Origin of the sequence: Nonlabens xylanidelens (genome assembly GCF_002934445.1) — a bacterium.
Classification (GTDB): domain Bacteria; phylum Bacteroidota; class Bacteroidia; order Flavobacteriales; family Flavobacteriaceae; genus Nonlabens; species Nonlabens xylanidelens.
In genome coordinates, this window is record NZ_PTJE01000001.1 from 761,890 (window position 1) to 785,939 (window position 24,050).

The 24,050-nt window shown below is 35.8% G+C and carries 25 protein-coding genes; 14 read left to right on the forward strand and 11 right to left on the reverse strand.

Annotated features, from left to right (window positions below):
- Position 1 precedes the first annotated feature (1 nt).
- Together LY01_RS03455 and LY01_RS03460 are read right to left on the reverse strand one after the other, a co-directional pair.
- The gene (locus tag LY01_RS03455) at positions 2-1,396 is read right to left on the reverse strand and encodes a di-heme oxidoreductase family protein (RefSeq protein WP_104514402.1); all 1,395 of its coding nucleotides are present in this window, start codon (positions 1,394-1,396) and stop codon (positions 2-4) included.
- Between the two features lie 93 nt (positions 1,397-1,489).
- Positions 1,490-2,647: an imelysin family protein gene (locus tag LY01_RS03460; RefSeq protein WP_104514403.1), complete on the reverse strand. Its 1,158-nt coding sequence runs from the start codon at positions 2,645-2,647 to the stop codon at positions 1,490-1,492.
- A gap of 250 nt (positions 2,648-2,897) precedes the next feature.
- On the opposite strand from LY01_RS03460, the gene LY01_RS03465 reads away from it, so the two are divergent.
- On the forward strand, positions 2,898-4,052 hold the full coding sequence (locus LY01_RS03465; RefSeq protein ID WP_104514404.1) for an SPFH domain-containing protein: 1,155 nt from the start codon (positions 2,898-2,900) through the stop codon (positions 4,050-4,052).
- 95 nt (positions 4,053-4,147) lie between these two features.
- The gene (locus LY01_RS03470) at positions 4,148-5,245 is read left to right on the forward strand and encodes a DNA helicase PriA (protein ID WP_104514405.1); all 1,098 of its coding nucleotides are present in this window, start codon (positions 4,148-4,150) and stop codon (positions 5,243-5,245) included.
- Positions 5,246-5,314: 69 nt separating this feature from the next.
- On the opposite strand, the gene LY01_RS03475 is transcribed toward LY01_RS03470, so the two are convergent.
- From LY01_RS03475 to LY01_RS03500, 6 genes are all read right to left on the reverse strand, one after another.
- Entirely contained in the window at positions 5,315-6,025 is a 711-nt protein-coding gene (locus LY01_RS03475; protein WP_104514406.1) for a hypothetical protein, read from the reverse strand.
- Positions 6,026-6,046: 21 nt separating this feature from the next.
- On the reverse strand, positions 6,047-7,009 hold the full coding sequence (locus tag LY01_RS03480) for an OmpA family protein (protein WP_104514407.1): 963 nt from the start codon (positions 7,007-7,009) through the stop codon (positions 6,047-6,049).
- Positions 7,010-7,185: 176 nt separating this feature from the next.
- A complete protein-coding gene (hemF, locus tag LY01_RS03485; RefSeq protein WP_104514408.1) occupies positions 7,186-8,088 on the reverse strand; it encodes an oxygen-dependent coproporphyrinogen oxidase in 903 nt (300 codons plus the stop codon).
- A complete protein-coding gene (locus LY01_RS03490; RefSeq protein ID WP_104514409.1) occupies positions 8,085-8,891 on the reverse strand; it encodes an EI24 domain-containing protein in 807 nt (268 codons plus the stop codon). Before LY01_RS03490 ends, hemF begins: the two co-directional genes overlap by 4 nt.
- Before the next feature lie 9 nt (positions 8,892-8,900).
- Entirely contained in the window at positions 8,901-9,926 is a 1,026-nt protein-coding gene (hemE, locus tag LY01_RS03495) for a uroporphyrinogen decarboxylase (protein WP_104514410.1), read from the reverse strand.
- The gene (locus tag LY01_RS03500; RefSeq protein WP_104514411.1) at positions 9,919-10,575 is read right to left on the reverse strand and encodes a uroporphyrinogen-III synthase; all 657 of its coding nucleotides are present in this window, start codon (positions 10,573-10,575) and stop codon (positions 9,919-9,921) included. The genes hemE and LY01_RS03500 overlap by 8 nt, the downstream gene beginning before the upstream one ends.
- A 389-nt stretch (positions 10,576-10,964) precedes the next feature.
- On the opposite strand from LY01_RS03500, the gene LY01_RS03505 reads away from it, so the two are divergent.
- The 10 genes from LY01_RS03505 (at position 10,965) to LY01_RS03550 (ending at position 19,156) form a co-directional block, all read left to right on the forward strand.
- Positions 10,965-11,555, forward strand: a complete 591-nt coding sequence (locus LY01_RS03505; RefSeq protein ID WP_104514412.1) for a Crp/Fnr family transcriptional regulator — start codon at positions 10,965-10,967, stop codon at positions 11,553-11,555.
- A 46-nt stretch (positions 11,556-11,601) separates the two neighbouring features.
- A complete protein-coding gene (locus LY01_RS03510; RefSeq protein ID WP_104514413.1) occupies positions 11,602-12,477 on the forward strand; it encodes a YicC family protein in 876 nt (291 codons plus the stop codon).
- The gene (gene gmk, locus LY01_RS03515) at positions 12,477-13,076 is read left to right on the forward strand and encodes a guanylate kinase (protein WP_104514414.1); all 600 of its coding nucleotides are present in this window, start codon (positions 12,477-12,479) and stop codon (positions 13,074-13,076) included. The genes LY01_RS03510 and gmk overlap by 1 nt, the downstream gene beginning before the upstream one ends.
- Complete coding sequence (gene nadD, locus LY01_RS03520) at positions 13,060-13,650, forward strand: nicotinate (nicotinamide) nucleotide adenylyltransferase (RefSeq protein ID WP_104514415.1); 591 nt, start codon at positions 13,060-13,062, stop codon at positions 13,648-13,650. The genes gmk and nadD overlap by 17 nt, the downstream gene beginning before the upstream one ends.
- A gap of 96 nt (positions 13,651-13,746) precedes the next feature.
- Positions 13,747-14,400, forward strand: coding sequence for a metal-dependent transcriptional regulator (locus tag LY01_RS03525; protein WP_104514416.1), 654 nt, complete (start codon positions 13,747-13,749; stop codon positions 14,398-14,400).
- Positions 14,400-15,188 (forward strand): transporter, encoded by a 789-nt coding sequence (locus LY01_RS03530; RefSeq protein ID WP_104514417.1) that lies wholly within the window; start codon positions 14,400-14,402, stop codon positions 15,186-15,188. The genes LY01_RS03525 and LY01_RS03530 overlap by 1 nt, the downstream gene beginning before the upstream one ends.
- Before the next feature lie 51 nt (positions 15,189-15,239).
- Complete coding sequence (locus tag LY01_RS03535; RefSeq protein WP_104514418.1) at positions 15,240-16,148, forward strand: metal ABC transporter solute-binding protein, Zn/Mn family; 909 nt, start codon at positions 15,240-15,242, stop codon at positions 16,146-16,148.
- Positions 16,148-16,885, forward strand: coding sequence for a metal ABC transporter ATP-binding protein (locus LY01_RS03540; RefSeq protein WP_104514419.1), 738 nt, complete (start codon positions 16,148-16,150; stop codon positions 16,883-16,885). Before LY01_RS03535 ends, LY01_RS03540 begins: the two co-directional genes overlap by 1 nt.
- Positions 16,886-16,889: 4 nt before the next feature.
- Entirely contained in the window at positions 16,890-18,002 is a 1,113-nt protein-coding gene (locus LY01_RS03545; protein ID WP_104514420.1) for a metal ABC transporter permease, read from the forward strand.
- Entirely contained in the window at positions 17,999-19,156 is a 1,158-nt protein-coding gene (locus tag LY01_RS03550) for a metal ABC transporter permease (protein ID WP_394340825.1), read from the forward strand. The genes LY01_RS03545 and LY01_RS03550 overlap by 4 nt, the downstream gene beginning before the upstream one ends.
- Before the next feature lie 65 nt (positions 19,157-19,221).
- Here the strand turns inward: LY01_RS03550 and LY01_RS03555 are convergent, their stop codons facing one another.
- The 3 genes from LY01_RS03555 to LY01_RS03565 form a co-directional block, all read right to left on the reverse strand.
- Positions 19,222-19,488 (reverse strand): hypothetical protein, encoded by a 267-nt coding sequence (locus LY01_RS03555; protein ID WP_104514422.1) that lies wholly within the window; start codon positions 19,486-19,488, stop codon positions 19,222-19,224.
- Between the two features lie 102 nt (positions 19,489-19,590).
- Entirely contained in the window at positions 19,591-20,358 is a 768-nt protein-coding gene (locus LY01_RS03560) for an enoyl-CoA hydratase/isomerase family protein (protein ID WP_104514423.1), read from the reverse strand.
- Positions 20,359-20,492: 134 nt separating this feature from the next.
- Positions 20,493-21,128, reverse strand: a complete 636-nt coding sequence (locus LY01_RS03565) for a ComF family protein (RefSeq protein ID WP_104514424.1) — start codon at positions 21,126-21,128, stop codon at positions 20,493-20,495.
- Between the two features lie 255 nt (positions 21,129-21,383).
- Between LY01_RS03565 and LY01_RS03570 the strand changes: the two genes are divergently transcribed.
- Both LY01_RS03570 and LY01_RS03575 read left to right on the forward strand, forming a co-directional pair.
- Positions 21,384-22,265: a hypothetical protein gene (locus LY01_RS03570; protein ID WP_104514425.1), complete on the forward strand. Its 882-nt coding sequence runs from the start codon at positions 21,384-21,386 to the stop codon at positions 22,263-22,265.
- Positions 22,266-22,473: 208 nt separating this feature from the next.
- Positions 22,474-24,021, forward strand: a complete 1,548-nt coding sequence (locus LY01_RS03575; RefSeq protein ID WP_104514426.1) for a glycine--tRNA ligase — start codon at positions 22,474-22,476, stop codon at positions 24,019-24,021.
- Positions 24,022-24,050 lie beyond the last annotated feature (29 nt).

The following is a 24,050-nucleotide window of genomic DNA, read 5'->3' on the forward strand; positions in this document are numbered from 1 at the left end:
ATTACAGTGAATTTATAAATGCAATGATTTTACTACGCTCGCTCGAGCTTAATTCTTTAAATCTTTCTTGGGCTGGGCTCGCTTCTCCACCATGCCATAAAATAGCCTCTTCTACATTACGTGCTCTACCATCATGTAATAGATTTGTATGGTCGTTTACAGTTTCTATAAGTCCAGTTCCCCACAAAGGTGGTGTGCGCCATTCATTTCCTGTGGCCAAAAAGTCTGGAGTATTATCTGCAAGATCATCACCCATATCATGTAGCAATAAATCTGTATAAGGTCTAATGGTCTGGTTAGATAACGCTGCGATTTCATGGTTGCCAGTTTGTAGCAATGCTACGTGGCAAGAGGTACAACTTATCTCATTAAAAAGCTGTTTGCCTTCTAATACAATTTGATCTTCAAAATTTCTTCTGGCTGGGACAGCAAGTGTAGAAGAATAGAAGGTTACTTTATCTAGATTTGCGTTATCTATTTCTGGTGTACCTCCATTGGGTATTTGAGAACAATCTACTCCAGTAGGACAATTTTCATCAGGAAATAGGGAAGAGGAAATACCTATATCACCGGAAAATGCACCTGCTACCTGTTGTCTTAAATTAGGTTGGTTTGCTTTCCATCCAAAACGTCCTAGAGTGTTAGTCCCACTCGCAATATCATATACATAGTTAGCTTTTCCAGAAATTCCATCGCCGTTAGTATCAAACGGATCTGCTAGTGCTAGAATGGTAGTCTCAGGAACTGCTTCTAAAAGTCCTAAACCTATCATTTGATTTGCTACACGTGGTGATATTTGTACATTATTTACCATCGCACCGTAATTAAGCAAAGGGAATGTGTACGTAGGACTGCGTAGACTTACTGTTGTTCCATCACTATATGTAACTACTTTAGGTTCATACACTACTTCAAAAATTCCTTCGTCCATTTGTGATAGAATAGAGTTGTCTTGAAACTGTCCACCGTAAGTAGGTTCTGGTAAGTTACCACCATTAACGCCAGTACCTGGTGTACTTAATCTCAATAACAATCCATGAGATAGCTCTCCTGCAAATGCACTTGCTCTACCTCTACCATCCTTAAAATGGCAACCAGAACAATTACGAGCATTAAAAAATGGACCTAGACCATCTCTTGCTGTGGTAGATGCTGGTGCAGTCACCCAACTCTGATTAAATAATGAGTTTCCTACACCAAAGGTCACACGCTCCTCAAAACTCAAATTAGGAGCTGCAAACCCAAAAGCCTCTGCCGAAAAATTGAACGACGTATTATCTCCACCAGATAATTCTTCTCCTATTTCTGGCGTTAGAGCTGTGTAAGAATCGTCTGTGTTGCATGAGGTAATGAACAACAGTAGTGGCAATATAAATAACTTGTAATAAACGCGCATGAATGATAATTTGTATGAATCAGAAAACTGGACGTATAGAAATACGTCCAGTTTTAAATAATTTATTAATCTAGTAATATGCGGTGTCGTCTTTTAATTAAGACCTAAAACTACCTTTGCATCTAGTAATCTATCTCCAAAAGCAACAAGCGCTCTCACTGCATTTTGTACTTTAATTCCTTCTGTACTTGTTGGCCCATTAACTATAGCTAGATCAAATGGAGATAAAGTTGCATCTACCTCTGTAGTAGCTGTTGCTAGTAATATATCTAGTTCTGTACCTAAATCACTGTCTGCTTCTGTAATAATGTCTTTAAGAGAAGCGCCATTTACAGTAGCATAACTACCATTATATACATTTACGATACCTTCTAGGTTAAGACGTATATCTCGATCTGTATTATCGCTGAAACAAGAGTGCTCATCTTCTTGATCCTGATTTTGTAAGGCAACGGACATACGTTCTATAGCTAGTTCACTACGTGATAATTCAGATATACTGTTAATCATGTCTGTAAGTGATGTGTCTGTGTCTTGTGCAAGAAAAGTATTTTTATAATCTCCAGTCCATTGCTCTATCATTACTTCTAGGTGGTCGGTGATTAAGTCTGCACATACATTGATATATGTTCTTCTTCTGTCTTGATTTGAGGCAGTTCCTGCATCTACAAAATCAGTGAAAGGACGCTGTCCTGGTAGGCCCGCGCTAGGTGCAGTATTGTCCTGTCCCCATAATAAAAACTCGATAGCGTGGTATCCTATGGAAACCTTTTCTTCACCACCATTACCATTTTGATTAATTAATGTGTTTTTATCAATCGTAGGAAATAATGTTGGGTTGTTAATGATACCAGCAGTTAGATCACCATCTACATAATCTACATGTGCCTCGTCCATAGGCCATGAATTTAAATAACCTTCTATATCTTCTGTGCTACCTGTGTCGATAGGTCCGTTTGCAAATCTAAAAGCCTCTGTAGTACCATAAGATTCTCTAGCTGTAAACCATGCATTTTTTGCAGCTGTAAAGTTAGCATCTGTAGGCGTAGTGGTAAATGTTTGTAAAGCGGTTTCGAGAGATTGTGCATCTGTAAGTGCATTTTGATAATTTGCAAGAACAAGATTTGCATAATTTGTTGTTACTGCGCTTTTTTGTGTTCCTGTAGATAGGTCATCGTCGTCAGAACAGGCTGTGAATACTAGTCCGGTGGCTAATAAAGCTGCCGTTAGGTAGTTAAATTTAAAGTTCATTATATAGTTATATTAATTAAGACTAATTATAAATAAGGCGCAAATATAGTGGGTCATTTCATTTTAACAAGACTTTATTAAGATTAATTCTAGATAAGAAGGTTAAATAGTTGTTTGCTAGAGTTCTCAAACTGTAACAAAAAAGAGCTGTAATAGACGTATAGAGGTGAATGGTGTTAATTCCGCTTTCGCGAAAGCGGAATATTTAAAAAAACTGTACCTTAGAAATCCAAATTAAAAACAAACCAGCATGAGCATATTTGATAAGATTAAAGAGAAATTAAGTCACGAATTTATTGATATAGTCGAGTGGCTAGATTACACTGATGACACCATCGCGCATAGATTTGAACGTTATCAAAATGAAATTAAAAACGGTGCTAAATTAATAGTACGTGAAGGGCAAATGGCTGTTTTTATTAATGAAGGACAACTGGCAGATGTATTTAAACCTGGTACTTATGACCTGACCACTCAAAATCTTCCTATTCTAAGCACGCTTAAAGGATGGAAATATGGTTTTAACTCACCATTTAAAGCTGAGGTTTATTTTGTAAACACGACTTTATTTACTGATGAAAAATGGGGTACTAAAAACCCAATCACTTTAAGTGATGATCGTTTTGGTCTTGTAGAAATTAGAGCATTTGGTACTTATGCATTTAAGATAGCCGACGCTGGTAAATTTATCATAGATATAGTAGGTACAGATAACAATTTTACCAATTTTGAGATCAATGAGCATCTTAAAAGTCTTATCGCAACTAGATTTACAGATACAGTAGGAGAGGCAAATTTACCTATAGAATTATACGCAGCAAATACAACAGAGCTTTCTGAAACCTGTCAGGAAGTAATGAAAACCGAATTTTTAAGTGTAGGTATATCATTAGAAAAATTCTACATCGAGAATGTTTCTATGCCAGAAGAACTCAAAAAGGAGATCTTTGAATACAGTAGATTAGATAAAATTGACCTAGATAAACTCACTAAATTTAAGACTGCCAAAGCTATAGAAGCTGCAGCAAATAATGATGGTGGTACTGCTGGTGCAGGTATGGGAATGGGAATGGGCTTTGTCATGGCGCAACAAATGGGCGGTATGATGTCACCACAAATGGGCGGACAGCAACAAATGCCTCAACAACAGCAACAGTACCAGCAACCTCAAGCTGCTGCTGTGCCACCACCTATGCCACAAGCAGTAAGTTATTTTTATGCTTTAAACGGTGCGCAGGCTGGACCTGTTTCTTTTGATCAATTAAGATCTCTTTTTGCTAGTCGTACGATTAATAAAGATACTCTAGTATGGAAAGCAGGTATGGATGGTTGGAAAGCAGTGAGTCAGGTAGAAGAACTAAAAGTTTTTCTAGGTGGTAATACACCGCCGCCATTACCTATGTAATTAGATTTTATTAACTTTATTAACCTAGATAGAATGATTAAGTCCTAATGTTAAAATACTAGGGTTTTAATCATTCTATTATTTCTATTTATCCATTGAACGTAACATCTTCCATAAATTCTGAACGTAAAAAATCCTGTATCAATTGTGGTGCAGAGCTTACTTATGAGCCAGGAACAGATCTTATTACTTGTGATTATTGTGGTCATAAAGAAGTTATTGAGCAGTCTGACCAGCCATTTCAAGAACTGGAGCTTAATAAATACATGGATCAAATGGGTGCCCAGTCGCACTCCATGGAAATTACCATGTTGCACTGTGATAATTGTGGGGCAAACCAGCATGTAGAAGAGAGTTATAAATCGTTACATTGTGTGTACTGTACTATGCCGCTTATAATTGAAGAGGCCTATAAAGACGATTGGATTCTACCTGGAGCTGTTGTGCCTTTTGATTTTAAGTCTGATAAAGCGCATCAAATATTTAAAAAGTGGGTCTCTGGTTTATGGTGGGCGCCTAATAATTTACAAAAAGCAAGTCTAAGTCCTGAGAATACAAAAGGGCTCTATGTTCCTTACTGGACCTTTGATGCAGAGTTAGATGCTCAATATGAAGGAGAACGTGGTGAGTATTATTATGTTACAGTAACACGTGGTTCTGGCAAAAATAAACGAACCACGCAAGAACGTCGTACGAGATGGTATGACGCATCTGGTGAGATTTCTGGTTTTGTAGATGATACATTAGTAAAAGCATCTCAACAAAAAGGAGGTCAGATCCCATCTCAAATTGCTTCATGGAATCTAGATCACCTCAAAACATTTGATACTAGATTTCTAGCCGGTTATGTGACAGAAAAATATACCATACCTCTTAAAGATGGACATCTAGATGCCAAAGAAAAAGCAAGAGATATTGCCGCAAATTGGGTGAGGCGTGATATAGGTGGTGATACCCAGCGCATTCATAGATTAGAAATGCAATTAAGTGACCAGACCTTTAAACATATTCTATTACCAGTTTACATAAGCTCTTATAAGTTTAATGGAAAACGTTATAACTTTTATGTAAATGGACAGACTGGTGTTATTCATGGAACAAGACCTTATTCTTTTTGGAAGATATTTCTAGCTATTCTAGCTGCATTGATTGTTATCGGTGGGATAGTTTATTTTATAAATACTCAACAGTAATAAGTTAATGTAATAATCAAAAATGCCCGATAAAATATCGGGCATCTTCTAGTAACATAAATTATGGTTTTATTCCTTACCGCCTTTATGTTCATCTTGCCATTTTGATAATTGAGACCATTCACCTTTAAAAGCCATGCCTGCTTGTTTAGGCCAGCTACCAGGTTTGTGTACCTGAAATCTAGGACCGCCGTTATTTAAAATTTCTTTTAATTTAACAGGGTCAGTTTGTGATAGTTTATACCAGGTTCTAATTCCTGCTGCATGAAATAGTTCAGAAATTTTAGGACCTATTCCCTCCACTATAGTAAGGTCGTCTGGTTTTATTCTTTTACCCATTGCGGCCTTTGCTGCATCGGCATCATATTTTAAATTGCTGTCTTCACTTGCACTGTCGATAACAGTATTAGCAACTGCTCCTGCTACAAATCCGCTAGCTAGATTTGCTGTGTTTGTTGCATCTACTGCAGGTGCTTGATCTAATTTTAATTGAAGTGATTTTGCATCAGCCACTGCCTTTGATGCTTTTATTTTTAGATTGTTTGAATTTTCAGTTAATTGAGATACTTTGTTTTTTAAGCTAGAAGAATTGATCTCACAACTTTTTAATTGATCCCTTAGTTGGTCTATTTCTGTTTGTAATGATTTATTCTTATCTATCCAGTCATCACAATCATTAGTAACTATAGAATTAGATTTACCCCAGTAATAACCTATTATTGCTGAAATAATACCTGCTAATAATGGTAATAACCAGCACCATGTATTTGATAAACTCATAATATTAATTTTTAGTTGGTTTTATTTAATTGTTACTTCTACACGTCTATTTTCTGCTCTTCCTTCTGCTGTATTATTGTTTGCAATAGGAGCGTCTGGACCTTTACCCAAAGTCTCTATTTTAGACTCAGGTAAACCGTTTTCGATAAGGTATTTTTTTACCTCTACGGCACGTTTTTTACTTAAGGTGATGTTAGAGTTTCTATTTCCTACATTGTCAGAGTGTCCTATGACTAGAATTCTATCTTCAGGTCTTATATTAGTGTAATAGTTAATGTCAGATATTTTCTTACGTTGTACCGCTGTTAATTGTACCGTATTGCTTCCTGTCTGAAAATGTAAGATCAAGGGATTTGCTTTAATTTGAGCTTTTAACTCGTCTAGCTTTTGGTTTTCCATTTTTGCAGCATCTCCTTGCGGTATTAACGCTGTAGAATAGGTAATAGGTCCTTTAAAAATACTATCAGTAGCTGTCATGTCATCATTTAAGCTGCCATAAATATCTATTCTAGAATTGTCAAACCCTAAACTAGTTAAATGGTTTTTTACATCATTTGCCCTCGCCTCACCTAGGTTAGTAAAAGCACTAGAGTTAGTTTCTCTACTCGTATAGAGACCAGTAATATTTAATTTTTTATCAGGGTTTTTTTCTAGATAACTTTTGATAGTGTTAAAGCTAGTAGTTATGTTATCTGATACAGGAGTGATATGGTGATAATCATTGCTTTTAAAATCTAGATTATCATCTGATCTTTCAATTAATTCTTGATTACTATCATAGAGTTCAATTCCGTTAAAACGATCTTTTTTTGATGCTGTTTCAATTTGAGAAGAGCTGTCGCTATCTGTTGTGATAGATGTTTTTGTTTTCTCCTGACTATCACAATTGCCACTATAACATGTGCCGCAACACAACCACATGGTGAGTAGTATGCCTATGATAATAGTTAGAAGAATTCCTATCGGATATTTTAGTTTTCCCATTATTTAGTTGATTATTAGTGAAGTACTAAAATTAGGGTAAAATCAGGGTAAAAGTATAAATCGTGCTTAAGAGCGAGTTAAAAACCGTTAAAAAGTATTTTTAACCGATAAGGTGCGTTTTGTTCCGCTTTCGCGAAAGCGGAATTTTACAAATAGCTTAAAATGATAATTAAGATCTAAATCCAGTCAATAGGTTGTTGAAGTACCTTAAGTAATTTTTCTTCTTCACTACCAGACTCTGGATGGTGATCATAAACCCACTGGACATGTGGTGGTAGACTCATTAAAATACTCTCTATACGACCGTTTGTTTTAAGACCGAAGAGTGTCCCTTTATCATGCACTAGATTGAATTCTACATAGCGTCCGCGACGTATTTCTTGCCACTTGCGTTGTTCTTCTGTATAAGGTAAACTTTTTCTTTTTTCTACTATAGGTACATAAGCTTCTAGAAAATGACTGGCCATATCCATTTGAAAAGCAAGCCATTCTTGCATGGAGAATTTTTCTGATACTTTACAATAATCATAGAATAAACCACCTATTCCGCGAGCCTCATCACGATGTGAGTTGTGAAAATAGGCATCACACTTCTTCTTAAAAAGAGCGTAGTCTGCAATTTCATGACGGTCACATACATCTTTACATACCTGGTGAAAATGACGGGCATCTTCTTCAAATAGGTAATAAGGTGTCAGGTCTAGTCCACCACCGAACCACGAGTCTACTATAGTTCCTGACTGATCGTACATTTCAAAATACCTGAAATTTGCATGTACGGTAGGTACCATAGGGTTCTCTGGATGCAATACCAGACTTAAACCAGTGGCAAAGAAATTACAATCCTCTACTTTAAAATAGGCTTGCATTGCTGGTGGTAAATCACCATGAACGGCACTTATACTCACGCCACCTTTTTCAAATACATTACCATTTTGAATAATGCGAGAAAAACCGCCGCCGCCTTCTTTGCGGTGCCACTCATCTTGATGAAAGGTTGCACCACCATCTATGGCTTCTAATTTTGAAGTAATGGTATTTTGAAGCTCTACTATAAAGGAGTAAAATTGATCTTTCACGATTCTAGTTTTGGAGTGTGTGATTGTTCTAACTGTTGCTGTTCACGTTGTACCAGCATTTTACGTTCTCTTAATAATTCTAGTGTTGTTTTACTAGCAGCAGTAACTGCAACTGGTAAAACAAGTATAATACCTATAATAGGCAGAAATAACATCGCCATAAACACGATTCCATTTCCTATGGCATAACCACGACTTTTTTTAACAAAATTGACACTGTCTCTATATTTATAATGACGTTCTAGAGTATAATCCATATTACCAAAACCTGCATAATATGCCTGCACTAAAAAGAGTAAAGGTGTGGTAATAAAGTTAACTCCTGGAATGAACGATAAAAAAAGAAGAGGTATGCTTATAAAAATCTCGTAAAGTAAATTTCTTATGTTAATACGTAAACCTCGCATTAATTGTTCGGTATTACTTGTTTTGCGATGTTTAATATCGTCATGTAAATCAGGATAGAGATGTTTTTCAATACGCTCTGAAACAGGTGACATGAAAGGAGCACTTAATGCCATTACAACGTGTTTATATAATATAAACCCTAAAACGGCTATCGCTAGTCCACCTATCCATGTGGCTATATCGGTAAATGTTTCTTTACCCCATTCCCAAAACCATATTCCAGCAATAAAACGGCCTAAATTATCTGATAGACCGTAAATCGCTAAAAATATACATGCTCCAAAAAGTAAACTTATACCCATAGGGACTAGAAAAAACGACCATAGTTTTAACTCTTTGATCAGTTTAAGACTGTCTTTATAAGATTTAAGTCCTTTAAGGATGTTTTTAAACATAGTAGTCTTTTATTGTCCGTATTCCTTCACAGCATCTACAAATGCTTGTGCGTTCTCTACAGGAATGTTAGGTAAGATACCATGACCTAAGTTAGCAATAAAGCGATCTTTACCGAAGTCGTTAATCATTTGCGTTACCATTTTCTTAATCTCAGCAGGTGGCGAGAATAGTCTAGAAGGGTCAAAGTTACCTTGCAATGTAATTTCTCCACCAGATAAATAACGTGCGTTTCTAGCGCTACATGTCCAGTCTACACCTAGTGCACTTGCGCCACTCTTTGCCATGTCATTAAGTGCAAACCAGCATCCTTTACCGAAAACGATAACCTCTGTATGAGGTTTAAGTGCATCTACTATTTGCTGGATGTATTTCCATGAGAATTCTTGATAATCTGTAGGAGATAACATACCACCCCAAGAGTCAAAAACTTGAACAGCATTCACGCCGTGATTTACTTTTTCTTTTAAGTAAGCGATGGTAGTGTCTGTAATTCTTTGAAGTAATATATGAGCCGCCTCTGGTTGCGTAAAACAAAATTCTTTTGCTTTGTCAAAGTTTTTACTTCCTTGCCCTTGTACACAATAGCAAAGAATAGTCCACGGAGAACCTGCAAAACCTATTAAAGGCACTCTGTTATCCAGTACTTTTTTAGTCATATCTATGGCTTCATAAACATAACTTAAGGAGTCTTTTACATCAGGTACTACCACACGGTCTAGATCTTTTACAGATCTAATAGGGTTGGGTAACCATGGTCCTATACCGTTTTTCATCTCTACATCTATATTCATTGCTTGTGGTATCACAAGAATGTCAGAGAATAAAATTGCAGCATCTGGACCTATTTGATCAATAGGCATTACGGTAATTTCTGTAGCTAGTTCTGGAGTTTGACATCTAGTAAAGAAATCATATTTTTCTTTAAGCTTCATGAAGTCAGGTAAATATCTACCTGCTTGTCTCATCATCCATACTGGTGGACGTTCTACGGTTTCACCTTTTAATGCTCTTAAAAAAAGATCGTTCTTAATCATTACGTAATGCTTTTATTGCTGTTATCAATGTGTTTTCTATAGTCTGTTTATTTGCGACTGCTATATTTTTATAATAGAGCCTTGCAGTACTGGCTGTTGTTTCTCCTATACAAACTGCGATTAGAGGTTTGTTGTTAGGATTCGCTTTCGCGAAAGCGTGCACACCACGAGGACTATAGAAAGCTATAGCTGCAAAAATACGATCAAAGCTTTTCATGACCGCAATAGAACTATAAACAAAAACTTCTTTTAAAGGTATTTTTTTATCTAGAAAGAACGCAGGAAGTTCATCACGGCGTTGCTCGCTGCACAAATAATAAAAGTTTTCACCAGAATAAGTTGAAGTTAATTCTACCGCAAGGTCTGCTGCGTTTTGTGCGGTATAATTGGGATGGAGTCCATTTTCTTGTAGTAAAGCGGCCGTTTGATTACCCACGCAGTAAATGTTTTTAATTTGATTTAAATAAGGTAATAACGCTGGGATTGCATTTTTACTAGTTATTATTATATGGTCCCAATTAATGTCGTCCTTAATGACTATGGGCTTTGTTCTCAATATATTATAATGTGTTAATCCTATTCCTGTATTAAGAACTAGTTCTTGCTGGGCTGGTGTGAGTGTTTTAGTAGAGAGTAAAGAGTTCTTCATAAAGGGAACAATATATTCTTTTTGAACGATTTATTCGATTTTAGATTCATTAAACCTTTTTTAATGTCTAAAAAGTTCATTTTTCATCAAAGTTTTTTCTTAGAAATTCTGTTAATTTTTTGTGGAAAGTAATTTGGCTTCAGTTTTACCATTTACGGCTTTAATCTTACCGAATTCAGGACGGCTAGTGATTTTTATCCGACGAGTAACATAGTTTTGATTTTCTTGATTCACTAACTGTGTTTAATTAAGTATTGATAATCAGTTAATTAAGATTTTAAATTTGCTTCGTGATTTTTATTCTATGCGCGATAAGGTTTTGAACTTTGTTTAATTATTAATTTTATCGATATTTACTAGTAAACGAGTAAATAAATCTAATCCATATTATGGAATTACCATCATTTTTATACGATTTAACTGGAGAAGGTGATAAACCTTCATTAGAGTATGCTAATGAAATTTTTAGCATGCTCGAAGTGTCTAAAGTGCACAAAAAACAGGTTTTACTTCACTTAGGTGAGGTTGCAGACTGTATATTTATAGTTAAATCGGGAATACTGAAGGGAAGTATTATTGATGAGTTCGGTAATTTACATACGGTACGTTTTATTGCAGATGGTAATGTCATGGCATCTATGTATAGTTTTATAGATCAAAAACCTTCTGAACTACAAATAACTTGTGTAGAGGCAGGTGAAGTGTTGTGTTTTAAATATCAAGATTTTGAATACATGAGCAAGTTGTATTCTGGTCTGTCACCAGCTTTTCATAAGATTATGTTGAAAAGATATCATGATATGGTGGACGAGAAATCGAGAATGATAAGTCATGATGCTACTACTAGATATCTTAAATTTATTGAACGTTACGATCGCATAGTAGACAGGTTACCGCTTAAGGAGATTGCATCTTTTCTAGGTATAAGGCAACAGTCTTTAAGTAGATTGCGTGGTAAGATCGATGAAACTAAAGCATAAACAAAAATCCTTTTCTTAATTGTTATCTTTGCCAAAAAACTAGGGAATGGTTACTTCTATGACTGGCTATGGTAAAGCAGTCAATCAATTATCAGACAAAAAAATAACTATTGAGATAAGAACTCTTAATAGTAAAAATCTAGATCTTAATATAAGATTAAGTTCTTTATATAGACAGCAAGAATTGCCTTTAAGGCAGTTAGTTGCAAAGTCTTTATTGAGAGGTAAAGTAGATTTTTCTGTTCACATCGAGCAAACTGGTGTCGCAGCTACTGCAAAACTTAATTTAGAGGTAGTAGAAGGCTATATGAAGCAAATGGCACAGTTAGATGGTGTTTCATTTGATAGTTCGGAGCACAAGCTGCAATTGCTAGAAATGGCAACTAGATTTCCAGACGTTTTTTCTCAAGAAAGTAAGGAAGTAGCAAAGGAAGATGTAGCTGCTATTCAACAAGTTGCTGTAGAGGCTATTGCTGCGGTGCAAGAGTTTAGAAAAGAAGAAGGTAATGTGCTAGAACTAGAATTCAATAAGCGTATTACTAACATTAAAGTCCTTCTAGACCAAGTGGTAGAAGAAGATAAAGAACGACTAGCTGGCGTAAGAACTCGACTAGAGAAAGCTGTGTCTGATCTAAAAGAAAAGATAGATCAAAATAGATTTGAACAAGAGCTTATCTATTATCTTGAAAAATATGACATTACTGAAGAAAAGGTACGTCTAGAAAATCACCTCAACTACTTTATGGATACTATGAGTATCACAGAATCTCAAGGTAAGAAACTAGCTTTTATATGTCAGGAGATAGGTAGAGAGGTAAATACGATAGGTAGCAAAGCAAATGATGCTACTATGCAACAACTAGTCGTACAGATGAAGGACGAGTTAGAGAAAATAAAAGAACAACTGCTTAACGTATTATAATGAAAGTATTACCTAAACTAATAGTTTTTAGTGCTCCTTCTGGTGCTGGTAAAACCACTCTAGTAAGACATTTATTGACTCAAGAAGATCTTAATCTTGCTTTTTCTATAAGCGCAGCTTCTAGAGAGGCACGTGATGGAGAGGTTCACGGAAAGGATTATTATTTCTTAGGAACCCATGAATTTAAGAATAGAATTAGGGCAAATGATTTTCTAGAATTTGAAGAGGTTTATAAAGACCAGTTTTACGGTACTCTTATAGAAGAAGTAGAAAGACTTTGGGCTCAAGGTAAACATGTAATATTTGATATAGATGTGGTGGGTGGTTTACGTTTAAAGAAAAAATTTCCTAATCGTACACTAGCTATTTTTGTTAAGCCACCATCTATTAATGAGTTGCAAATACGTCTTAAAAAACGTAAAACAGAAACGGCAGAGAAAATCGCTATGCGAGTGGCAAAGGCGAGTACTGAAATGGCGACAGCACCGCAATTTGACGTGATTATTGAGAATGATAATCTTGATGCTGCAAAGTTAAAAGCGTTCCAGACGGTTCATGAGTTTATAAATAAAGAAGTCAGTGATGACGAAGAAGAGTAAGATAGGTCTGTACTTTGGTACATTTAACCCTGTACACATAGGGCATCTAGCTATTGCAAATTACCTAGTAGAAAATAGCGATCTAGATGAAATCTGGATGGTGGTTACACCTCATAATCCTCATAAGAAAAAGAAAACATTGTTAGATGACTACCAGCGCTTACATATGGTACATCTTGCTACTGATGATTATGATAAGATAAATGCAAGTAATATTGAGTTTAACTTACCACAACCTAACTACACGGTAAATACTCTCGCATATCTTTCTGAAAAGTATACTACAAAGGATTTTACTCTTATAATGGGAGAAGATAATTTGAAAAGTTTACATAAATGGAAGAATTATCATGTGATATTAGAAGATTATAGTATCATAGTTTACCCTAGAGTTTCATCTGGTGATGTTCCTGAGCAGTTTGTAAACCACCCTAAAATCACTCTTATTCCTGCACCTATTATGGAGATTTCTTCTACCATGATACGCAACGGTATTGCGTCAGGTAAAGATTTGAGATATTTTATGCATCATGATGTGCAAAAATATGTGGAAGAAATGCATTTCTACGAATAGATTAAATTATCGCGTTCGGTTCTTCTTTTGACTTAATTTTTAGTCTAGCCTAAAAATTAATTTACCTAAATCAAATAAAAACTTTACCTTTGCCGCATGCATTCAATATCCGAAGAAAATTATATCAAAGCTATTTACCACCTACAAGATGGTAAAGCACTAGTGTCTACTAATGAAATTGCAGGGCGCATGAATACAAAAGCATCGTCTGTGACAGACATGCTTAAAAAGCTAGCAGATAAAAACCTAGCAGAATATGTCCCTTATAAAGGTGCGAAACTGACGGATAAAGGAGTACAATGTGCCAATCAAATTATTAGAAAACACAGACTGTGGGAAGTGTTTCTAGTAGAGAAACTAGATTTTTCATGGGATGAGGTGCATGATGTGGCAGAGCAACTGGAGCATATTCAGTCACAAAAACTTATTGATCAACTCGATAAACATCTCGGCTTTCCTAAGAAGGATCCTCATGGTGACCCTATTCCAGATAGTCATGGTAATTATGAAAAAACTAACAAAACCATACTCTCTAAATTGAAAAAAGGAGATAAAGGTACCTTGATAGGTTTAATAGATTCATCAAAGAACTTTCTCAAGTACCTAGATAAACAACATATGAAGTTGGGAACTAACATAGAGATCATAGAATTTGAAGAATTTGACCTATCCTATTCTATAAAAGTGAATGAGTCGCCTCTTCAAATTTCAAAACAAATTGCCGATAACCTTTATATAAAATTGAAATAATGAAAAAAATAATACTCGCACTAACTATACTTTTATCCTCGACGGTTGCCATCGCTCAGACTGATGATATAGGCGCACTGGTAACAGACAGGCCCGATGCAACAGAATCTCCTAACATAATAAGAAAAGGATTTTTACAAATAGAAACAGGTGGCTTTTACACAGAAAGTGGAGAAGATAGTTTTAAAACTAAAGAAACCGTTTATAATACTACTTTATTGCGTTACGGACTTCTAGATAATTTAGAATTGAGATTGGGAATAGATTATCTAACTACAGAGTTTGAAGCTAATGGTGAACGAGTAGGAGAGCGACTCAATGGTACATCTCCATTATTGTTAGGAGCAAAAATAGCTATAGCCGAGGAAAATGGGTGGATGCCTAAAATAGCAATTCTAGGTCATTTGAGTCTTCCATTTAGCGCTGCATCAGATTATAAGCCAGAGAATACAGGTTTAGATTTTAGATTCTCATTTGACCACACACTTACAGATAAGTCTGGAATAGCTTATAATCTAGGAGCAAAATTAGATGCTGGAAATCCAGAACTAGCTTATATCTATACACTGGCTTATGGTTATGATTTAAGTTCTAGGATAGGGGTTTATGCAGAGCTTTACGGTGATTTTCCTGAAGATACAAAGGCAAATCATAATTGGGACGCAGGATTTACCTACTTAGCAAATGATGACTTACAATTTGATTTAACCTTCGGTTCTGGAATTACAGATGGTCAAAACCTTTTATTAAGCGCTGGTTTAAGTTATAGAATTAGAAATAATAAATAGAGCTTTTTTTAATTCCGCTTTCGCGAAAGCGGAACATTTAAAATTTACAAAATGAAAAAAATACTATTCCTCTTAACAGTCTTATCGATAGTGAGCTGTGGAGAAAAAAAAGAAGATAACGGTAAGCTACAAGTTGTGACAACTACTACCATGATTACAGACCTAGTAGAAAACATAGGTGGTGATCTAGTTGATGTAAATGGTTTAATGGGTAGCGGGATAGACCCTCATTTATACAAAGCAAGTCAAGGAGATGTGATGAAACTGGATGGTGCAGACGTTATTTTTTACAACGGTTTACATCTAGAAGGGAAACTGGTAGAGGTTTTTGAAAAAATGAATGAGCAAGGTAAAACTACTATCGCGATAAGTGATGGGGTGTCCGAGAAATCACTTATAGGTAGTGAGTATTTTGCAAGTAATTACGATCCGCACATATGGTTTGATCTGACTTACTGGAATGAAATCACATACTACGTCACTGAAAAGCTTATTGAATTAGATCCTGAAAACAAACTAGCTTATGAAGCAAATAGAGATGCTTACCGACTCCAATTAATTGATCTAAGAGCGGCTTTAAACGTGAAGATACAAGAACTTCCTAAGGAGCGCCGTATTCTAGTAACTGCTCATGATGCTTTTAATTATTTTGGTAGAACATTTGATTTTGAAGTGGTAGGTTTACAAGGTATTTCTACTGCTACAGAGGCTGGAGTTAAAGATGTTCAACGCATAACAAATTTTATAATAGAAAATAAAATTAATGCGGTATTTATAGAAAGTAGTGTCCCTAGACGTACGGTAGAGGCATTACAAGCTGCGGTTAAAGCACAAAATCATGATGTAAAGATAGGTGGAGAGCTTTTTAGCGACGCATTAGGTAGTGCTGGAACGATAGAAGGTACATACATAGGTATGTATAAACATAATGTGAGTACTATTGTAAACGCACTTAAATAATGGAACAGAAAATAGCAGTAGCGGTAGATGACCTTACGGTGGCTTATAACTATAAACCAGTTCTTTGGGATATAGATTTATCTATTCCAGAAGGTGTATTAATGGCGATAGTAGGTCCTAATGGTGCAGGAAAATCTACGTTGATAAAATCTATTTTAGGTATTATAGACCCCATTGCAGGTTCTGTTGCTATTTATGGTAAACCTTATAAGAAACAACGTGATAAAGTGGCTTATGTGCCACAAAAGGGTAGTGTTGATTGGGATTTCCCTACGACAGCACTAGATGTGGTCATGATGGGTACTTATGGCGCTCTAGGCTGGATCAAAAGACCAGGTGCAAAGCAAAAAAAACAAGCGCTTGAAGCACTGGAAAAAGTAGGAATGCTTGCTTTTAAAGGAAGGCAAATATCTCAATTATCTGGTGGGCAGCAGCAACGTATATTTTTAGCACGTGCATTAGTTCAAAATGCAGCGATCTATTTTATGGACGAGCCTTTTCAAGGTGTTGATGCTACTACTGAAATAGCAATCATTAATATTTTAAAAGAACTGAGAAAAGCTGGTAAAACGGTAATAGTAGTGCACCATGATTTGCAGACAGTTCCTGAATACTTTGATTGGGTTACTTTTTTAAATGTAAAACATATCGCTACAGGTCCTGTAAAAGATATTTTTAATGATGATAACCTTACAAAGACTTATGGTATCAACTATAAAGTAGCTGTTCAAAAATAACCAGATGGAATTAACAGATTTCTTTACAGATTATACGTTGCGTACCATAACACTAGGGACAGCTGTTCTAGGGGCTATTTGTGGTATGTTAGGTAGCTTTGCTGTGTTGAGAAAACAAAGCCTACTAGGTGATGCGATTTCTCATGCCGCGTTACCAGGTATTGCGCTAGCGTTTTTATTCACTGGATTAAAGGATTCTAATGTCCTTCTTTTAGGGGCTTTAATTAGTGGTTTTATAGGTACGGTGTGGATACGTGGAATAGTGACTAAAACACATCTTAAAACAGATACGGCTTTAGGTCTTATTTTGAGTTTGTTCTTTGGCTTTGGAGAATTGGTTTTAAGTTATTTAAAGAAACAACCAGATGCAAATCAGGCAGGATTAGATAAGTATTTATTTGGGCAGGCGGCTACACTTGTGCAAAGTGATGTAATAGTCATGATTATTGTAACAGGTATAAGTCTTGTGGTAATGTTGCTGTTCTGGAAAGAGTTTAAACTCTTGTTATTTGATAAGAATTATGCCATGACTCTAGGTTTTAATACACGATTCATAGATGGATTGATCAGCTTTTTTATAGTGCTAGCTATAGTTATAGGTTTACAAACGGTAGGTGTTGTTTTAATGAGTGCCATGTTGCTAGCTCCAGCAGCAGCGGCAAGACAGTGGACTAATAGTCTTGGGACGATGGTGATTCTAGCAGCTGTATTTGGTGCTTTTTCTGGTGTTTTTGGTACAGGAATAAGTGCTAGTTATAACAACCTATCTACTGGTCCAGTGATTGTTTTAGTTGCCGCAGTTTTTGTAGGAGTGTCATTTATTTTTTCTCCTAGTCGTGGTGTTTTATTTAAACAAATACGTTTGATAAGAAACCGTAGAGATCTAGAGTTGAAAAAGACTTTGTATTTCATGTATGGTATTGTAGAAAAACATGAAGATATTTCTAGACCTCACTCTATTAAAATTTTAAATGGTTTTCAAGGTTTTACAAGAGGTACCTTAAAAGCGCTGTCAGATAAGAGCTGGATAACCATAAAAGGACAAGACTGGTCACTAACAGAAGAAGGTTTTCAAACAGCAGAGAATTTGTATAACACTAATATGCCTGAATCATGAATGCAGAATTAGCTATTATCTTAATTGCTTGCCTTACTGCTGTAGCTTGTGCTATACCAGGTGTGTTTTTAGTTTTACGTAAAATGGCGTTAATTAGTGACGCGATAAGTCACTCTATTCTTCCAGGTATAGTAATCGGTTTTTTTATTACAGAAGACCTTGCTTCACCATGGTTGATATTGCTTGCCGCATTCAGTGGTATTATAACTGTTGTGCTGGTAGAAGCTATTCAAAAAACCGGTTTAGTAAAAGAAGATACAGCGATAGGATTAGTATTCCCAGCCTTATTTAGTATAGGGGTTTTATTAATTGCTATTTATGCAAACGATATTCATCTAGATACCGATGCTGTATTAGTAGGTAGACTGGAGTATGCTGCCTTTGATAAGTTAATGATAGATCATGTAAGCTATGGTCCCAAGAGTATGTGGACCATTTCTATAACTCTAGTAATAACGTTAGCTCTATTATTTGCTTTTTATAAAGAATTGAAATTAAGCACGTTTGATATAGGGTTGTCATCTGCTTTAGGTTTTTCTCCTGTTATATTACATTATGGTTTAATGAGTGTTGCATCAGTAACTACAGTGGTTTCTTTTGATGCAGTAGGAGCTATTCTTGTGGTCGCATTAATGATCGCACCAGCCGCTGCCGCTTATTTACTTACTACAGATTTAAAAAAGATGATCGTCTTGTCCATTCTTTTTGGAATCATGAGTGCTATAGGCGGTTATTATTTTGCAGTATGGTTAGATGCTTCTATTAGTGGTTCTATTACAACAGTCTTGGGATTAATCTTTTTACTGGTCTATCTTTTTGCACCGACTAAAGGCTTGATAGCAGTTCTGTTTCGACAGAAAAGGCAGCGTACAGAAGTTTCTTTATTGACATTCTTACTTCATCTGAATAATCATGATAGTATAGAAGAAAGAAGAGTTGCCCACTTACAAGAACATATCAATTGGGGTAAAGTACGTGCCAAAACTGTTCTTGAATTAGCACAAAAAAACAACATGATTACCATGCAAGATGAGGTGGTTTCTCTCACTAATAAAGGTCTTAAGTTTACCGAGAAAGCACTGGACTATATCATCACTAATAAAGATGAACAAATCGAAGACATGAAGGATGATTTCTTCTTGTTTAGAGGATAGAAGTCTCAATACTTACATTACAAAAAAAGGGCAGAATTAATTCTGCCCTTTTTTAATGAATAACTTTATTGATTTCTTGTACTACTATTTTTTACTGCTATTGCTAATGGAATCACAATACCAAAACCTAGCACAGATTCTAAAAGACCAAAACTTAAAATTTTAGTAAGCCAGAAATAAATTACCATAAAGATGACAAACCAGAGTATAAACTTAAAACCGCTTAGTAAATACTTCTGGTCTTTTTTATAATCATAGTAATAAGCTATTGCTATTAAAATAAAAACAGGCGATAGTAATAAAGGTAGTAAGTTGAGAAGAATAGAATTCATGATGCTAATAAACCATAAATATCAGGTAATTAATTAACAATCATATACCACAAAGGGCAGAATTAATTCTGCCCTTTGTGGTATTAAATAAAATTTTTATTTCTAAAACTGTGCTTTACGTTTCTCAAGAAAAGCTGTTGTTCCTTCAGTAAACTGTTCTGTACCAAAACAAGATCCAAAGTTATCGATCTCAACCTGGTAGCCATCAGTACCATCTATATAGCCAGCGTTTACTGCGTCTATGGCAGCACTTATTGCCATCGGGCTATTTTTGATAATCTTAGAAGCTAGTTTTTCACAAGTAGGGATCAATTCTTCTAGAGTCACTACATGATTTACAAGTCCATAAGAAAGAGCTGTGTCTGCATCTATCATTCCTGCAGTCATGATCATTTCCATAGCACGTCCTTTACCTACTAATTGTGGTAAACGCTGGGTACCACCATAACCAGGTATCACACCTAGAGATACTTCTGGAAGTCCTAGTCTAGCGTTATCGCTAGCTACTCTAAAATGTGCCGCCATAGAAAGCTCCAGACCACCGCCTAGAGCAAAACCATTAATGGCAGCAATGACTGGTGTAGAACAATTTTCAATAGCATCAAATAATGATTCCTGACCCTTACCAGCTAGTCTCTTACCTTCTTCTGGAGAGAAGTCCGCAAATTCTGAAATATCAGCTCCAGCCACAAATGCCTTTTCACCACTTCCAGTAAGGATGATAACACGCGTGTTAACGTCCTCTTCTGCAGTAGATATAGCCTGACTCAATTCTTCAATGGTCTCTTTATTGAGAGCATTTAATTTTGTAGGTCTGTTTATGGTTATGGTTGTAATTTTATTTTCGGTAGCAACTAGAATATTGTTCATAGTAAATGTTTGAAAACAAAAGTAAAAAGAATATTAAAGCCATGATTAAAGAAAATCATAAGTTTCAAGTGACAACAATCTACGGCTCTGCCTTCAGAATCTTGAATTAAGAATCGTCAGGTTAATAGTTTGCTCTACACAGATATGGCCATGGTCGCAATAGAGATTTTAATATTAGGATTTTTGTGCAGCTCCTTGGCACAAAGGGTTAGTGTCGTTCCAGTAGTAATTACATCGTCTACCAGTAAAACATGAGTGCCTGGTGCAATTTTCTCAACTAGTTCATATGGAGATTGCGTCTCGTCACTACGCTTTACTTGACCCAATTGAGCTTGGTTTATGGTATTACGTTTTTTTATGAGTACGCTTTCGCGAAAGCGAGCACCCAAAACAGCAGCTAGTTCTTTTCCAAAACCATCCACCTGATTATAGCCTCTTTTTGCGCGTCGTTTGGGATGCACAGGAACAGGAATTACTAGATCTATGTTTTTAAAAGCAGGATCTTCCTTAAGATTGGTAGCAAGCCATTTTCCTAAAAAGGGGCTTACTTCTTCATGTCCATTGTATTTTAACTGATAGATCAACTGTTGTACAATGCCTATTTTTTCATAATAGAATAAACTGGTGGCAGTCTCGATATTTACTCTAGCAAAGAAAAGTTCTTTCACTTTATCGTCTTTTTGTAAATGATTGAGAGATGTAGGGATTTCGGCACGGCAGGTGGTGCAAACAATCTGTTCTCCAGTCGTTAAACTGCAGTCACAACCCATACAGACGACAGGAAAAAACAAGTTAATAAAATCAGAAATCCACCTCAGAATAAAATATTTTAGTCATATTTATTTTAATTATAAATGTGGTGTTCATAAATCAAACGGACGAGAAGTGAAAAAAGCAACAATATCTGGCAAGGTCATTACCGTAGGATGTTTTTTTAATGCATTTACACTTTAAGACAACCGATTTATAGGCGATATTTATAATTGAAATAGGTATAATTACGTTCTAAATATAAACAACCCAACATGGCACAGCAAAAAGATAACCGAATATTTAAAGTTTTACTAGCAGTTTTACTGTTGGCACTCATAGGATTAGGAGTGTGGTCCTATAGTACGTATCAAGAAAATGAAGGTATCAAGGTAGCTTTAAAAGATGAAAAAGCACAAATTCAAAAAGAACTAGAGAACATCTCTACGGAATATAGTATAGAAATAGATAAGGGTAACGCCCTTAATGCAGACCTAGTAGATGCAAGAGATCGCATTACAAGATTAGTAGATAGTGTCGGTAAGTTAGAAACAGATGTAAGAGTGCTGTCTAGAATGCGTGCCGAATTATCTAATATTAGAAAAGAGCGTGATTTATTACAGGATAGAATAAATACCCTTGAAATAGTGAATCAAAACCTATCTAAGGTTAATGATAGTACATTATCGGCTTTAAATAGTGAAATCTTAAAAAATCAGGATAAAAATTCGACCATAGAGAACATGAATGCTAATATGGCTCGTGCAGCTGCGTTAGTACCTACTAATTTTGAACCGGTAGGAATTATAGTAAGAAGTTCAGGTAAGCAAATAGAAAACGATAGAGCGCGTAGAGTAGATGATATAAAAGTATGTTTTACACTGCCAGAAAATCCACTTGCTAGTACTGGAGTCACTTCTTTTTACCTGCAAGTAATTAATCCAGATAATAATGTGCTAGGTCTTAATAAGAAACAAGTTTTTGATGGTCAAGAATTGACTTATTCTAAGATAGTACAATTTAATTATAAAGGTAAAGAGCTAGATCTTTGTGAGGTAGTAGATGCAAACGAAGATAATATTATAAAAGGACGTTATAGAGTAAATCTTTATAATGGGCCTATACGTGTGAGTAGTAATGAGATTACACTGAGGTAATTTTAAAACACAATGCTATATTTTAAAGGTGTAATGTTTTATTACACCTTTTTTTGTGTTCCTTTTCTATTGCTAGGTTTAAATAAAGAGTTTGATAAATCAACAGTTTTAGATACTAGTAAATAATTGATTTTTTTTCTCGCTTTCGCGAAAGCGAAATACACAAAATCACAACGTTAACTAATCACATTTTTTTACATTTGCAGCTATGGCAAAGAACAACGACCAAGATCAGTTTAAGAAAGTACTCTCTCATGCAAAGGAGTACGGATATGTATTTCAATCTAGTGAAATCTACGACGGTTTAAGTGCCGTTTATGATTATGGACAGAATGGAGTTGAGTTAAAGAAAAACATCAGAGAATACTGGTGGCAAGCGATGACTCAATTAAATCAAGATATAGTAGGTATAGATACGGCGATATTTATGCACCCTACGGTATGGAAAGCCTCTGGTCACGTAGATGCTTTTAACGATCCATTGATCGATAATAAGGATTCTAAAAAACGTTACCGTGCAGACGTGCTCGTGGAGGACTACTGTGAGAAACATTTACAGAAGGCAAATAAAGAAATTGCTAAGGCGGCAAAACGCTTTGGTGAAGACTTTGATGCAAAAATGTATGCTGAGACTAATCCGCGTGTGATGGGTTATATGAAAAAAGCTACTGAGCCTACAGCAAGACTAGCCCAATTGCTAGAGGCTGAAGATCTAGAAGGTGTAAAAGCTTTAATAGAAGAACTAGAAATAGCAGACCCTGATACAGGTTCTAAAAACTGGACAGATGTACGTCAGTTCAACCTTATGTTCGGTACTAAAATAGGTGCTAGTGCAGACACTGCTACAGATTTATTTCTTAGACCAGAAACGGCTCAAGGGATTTTTGTAAACTTCTTAAATGTACAGAAGTCCGGTCGTATGAAGATTCCTTTTGGGATTGCACAGACTGGTAAAGCTTTTAGAAACGAGATCGTTGCACGTCAGTTCATTTTCCGTCAGCGAGAATTTGAACAAATGGAGATGCAATATTTTGTAAAGCCAGGTACAGAGTTGAAGTGGTTTGAGATATGGAAAGAAAAGCGCATGGCGTGGCACAGATCTCTTGGGATGGGTGATGAGAATTACCGTTTTCACGATCATGAAAAAATGGCTCACTATGCAAATGCTGCGACCGATATCGAATTTGACTTCCCATTTGGTTTTAAAGAATTAGAAGGAATCCACTCTCGTACAGACTTTGATTTAAAAGCACATGAAGAACACAGTGGTAAAAAACTACAATTCTTTGATCATGAAGATAATAAGAGTTATGTTCCTTATGTTCTAGAAACCTCTATAGGTCTAGATAGAATGTTTCTGGCTGTATTTTCTAATTCTCTAGTAGATGAGAAACTAGATGGTGGTGGCGAGCGTACGGTACTTAAATTACCTGCGGTTCTTGCACCGGTTAAAGCTGCTATTTTACCATTGTTAAAAAAGGATGGACTGCCGGAAATAGCAAACGAGATCGTGGACGAATTAAAATGGTCTATGAACGTAGCTTATGAAGAAAAAGATTCTATAGGAAAACGTTATGCGCGTCATGATTTAAATGGTACACCGTATTGTGTAACGATAGATCATGATACTAAAGAAGATCACGCTGTAACAGTAAGAGATCGTGATACCATGACGCAAGAACGTGTGGCAATTAAAGATCTTAAAAGTTATCTAGAGTCGCGTGTGAGTATGAGTGAGTGGTTGAGAAAGATCTAATCTTCTTAAAGCAAAAGAATAGGTTCTAT

Bases quoted from the DNA above. Each gene is read 5' to 3' on its own strand.
- LY01_RS03455 (WP_104514402.1), bottom strand. From the start codon at position 1,396: ATGCGCGTTTATTACAAGTTATTTATATTGCCACTACTGTTGTTCATT.
- LY01_RS03460 (WP_104514403.1), bottom strand. From the start codon at position 2,647: ATGAACTTTAAATTTAACTACCTAACGGCAGCTTTATTAGCCACCGGA.
- LY01_RS03465 (WP_104514404.1), top strand. From the start codon at position 2,898: ATGAGCATATTTGATAAGATTAAAGAGAAATTAAGTCACGAATTTATT.
- LY01_RS03475 (WP_104514406.1), bottom strand. From the start codon at position 6,025: ATGAGTTTATCAAATACATGGTGCTGGTTATTACCATTATTAGCAGGT.
- LY01_RS03480 (WP_104514407.1), bottom strand. From the start codon at position 7,009: ATGGGAAAACTAAAATATCCGATAGGAATTCTTCTAACTATTATCATA.
- LY01_RS03490 (WP_104514409.1), bottom strand. From the start codon at position 8,891: ATGTTTAAAAACATCCTTAAAGGACTTAAATCTTATAAAGACAGTCTT.
- hemE (WP_104514410.1), bottom strand. From the start codon at position 9,926: ATGATTAAGAACGATCTTTTTTTAAGAGCATTAAAAGGTGAAACCGTA.
- LY01_RS03500 (WP_104514411.1), bottom strand. From the start codon at position 10,575: ATGAAGAACTCTTTACTCTCTACTAAAACACTCACACCAGCCCAGCAA.
- LY01_RS03505 (WP_104514412.1), top strand. From the start codon at position 10,965: ATGGAATTACCATCATTTTTATACGATTTAACTGGAGAAGGTGATAAA.
- LY01_RS03510 (WP_104514413.1), top strand. From the start codon at position 11,602: ATGGTTACTTCTATGACTGGCTATGGTAAAGCAGTCAATCAATTATCA.
- gmk (WP_104514414.1), top strand. From the start codon at position 12,477: ATGAAAGTATTACCTAAACTAATAGTTTTTAGTGCTCCTTCTGGTGCT.
- nadD (WP_104514415.1), top strand. From the start codon at position 13,060: ATGACGAAGAAGAGTAAGATAGGTCTGTACTTTGGTACATTTAACCCT.
- LY01_RS03525 (WP_104514416.1), top strand. From the start codon at position 13,747: ATGCATTCAATATCCGAAGAAAATTATATCAAAGCTATTTACCACCTA.
- LY01_RS03530 (WP_104514417.1), top strand. From the start codon at position 14,400: ATGAAAAAAATAATACTCGCACTAACTATACTTTTATCCTCGACGGTT.
- LY01_RS03535 (WP_104514418.1), top strand. From the start codon at position 15,240: ATGAAAAAAATACTATTCCTCTTAACAGTCTTATCGATAGTGAGCTGT.
- LY01_RS03540 (WP_104514419.1), top strand. From the start codon at position 16,148: ATGGAACAGAAAATAGCAGTAGCGGTAGATGACCTTACGGTGGCTTAT.
- LY01_RS03545 (WP_104514420.1), top strand. From the start codon at position 16,890: ATGGAATTAACAGATTTCTTTACAGATTATACGTTGCGTACCATAACA.
- LY01_RS03550 (WP_394340825.1), top strand. From the start codon at position 17,999: ATGAATGCAGAATTAGCTATTATCTTAATTGCTTGCCTTACTGCTGTA.
- LY01_RS03555 (WP_104514422.1), bottom strand. From the start codon at position 19,488: ATGAATTCTATTCTTCTCAACTTACTACCTTTATTACTATCGCCTGTT.
- LY01_RS03560 (WP_104514423.1), bottom strand. From the start codon at position 20,358: ATGAACAATATTCTAGTTGCTACCGAAAATAAAATTACAACCATAACC.
- LY01_RS03565 (WP_104514424.1), bottom strand. From the start codon at position 21,128: ATGGGTTGTGACTGCAGTTTAACGACTGGAGAACAGATTGTTTGCACC.
- LY01_RS03570 (WP_104514425.1), top strand. From the start codon at position 21,384: ATGGCACAGCAAAAAGATAACCGAATATTTAAAGTTTTACTAGCAGTT.
- LY01_RS03575 (WP_104514426.1), top strand. From the start codon at position 22,474: ATGGCAAAGAACAACGACCAAGATCAGTTTAAGAAAGTACTCTCTCAT.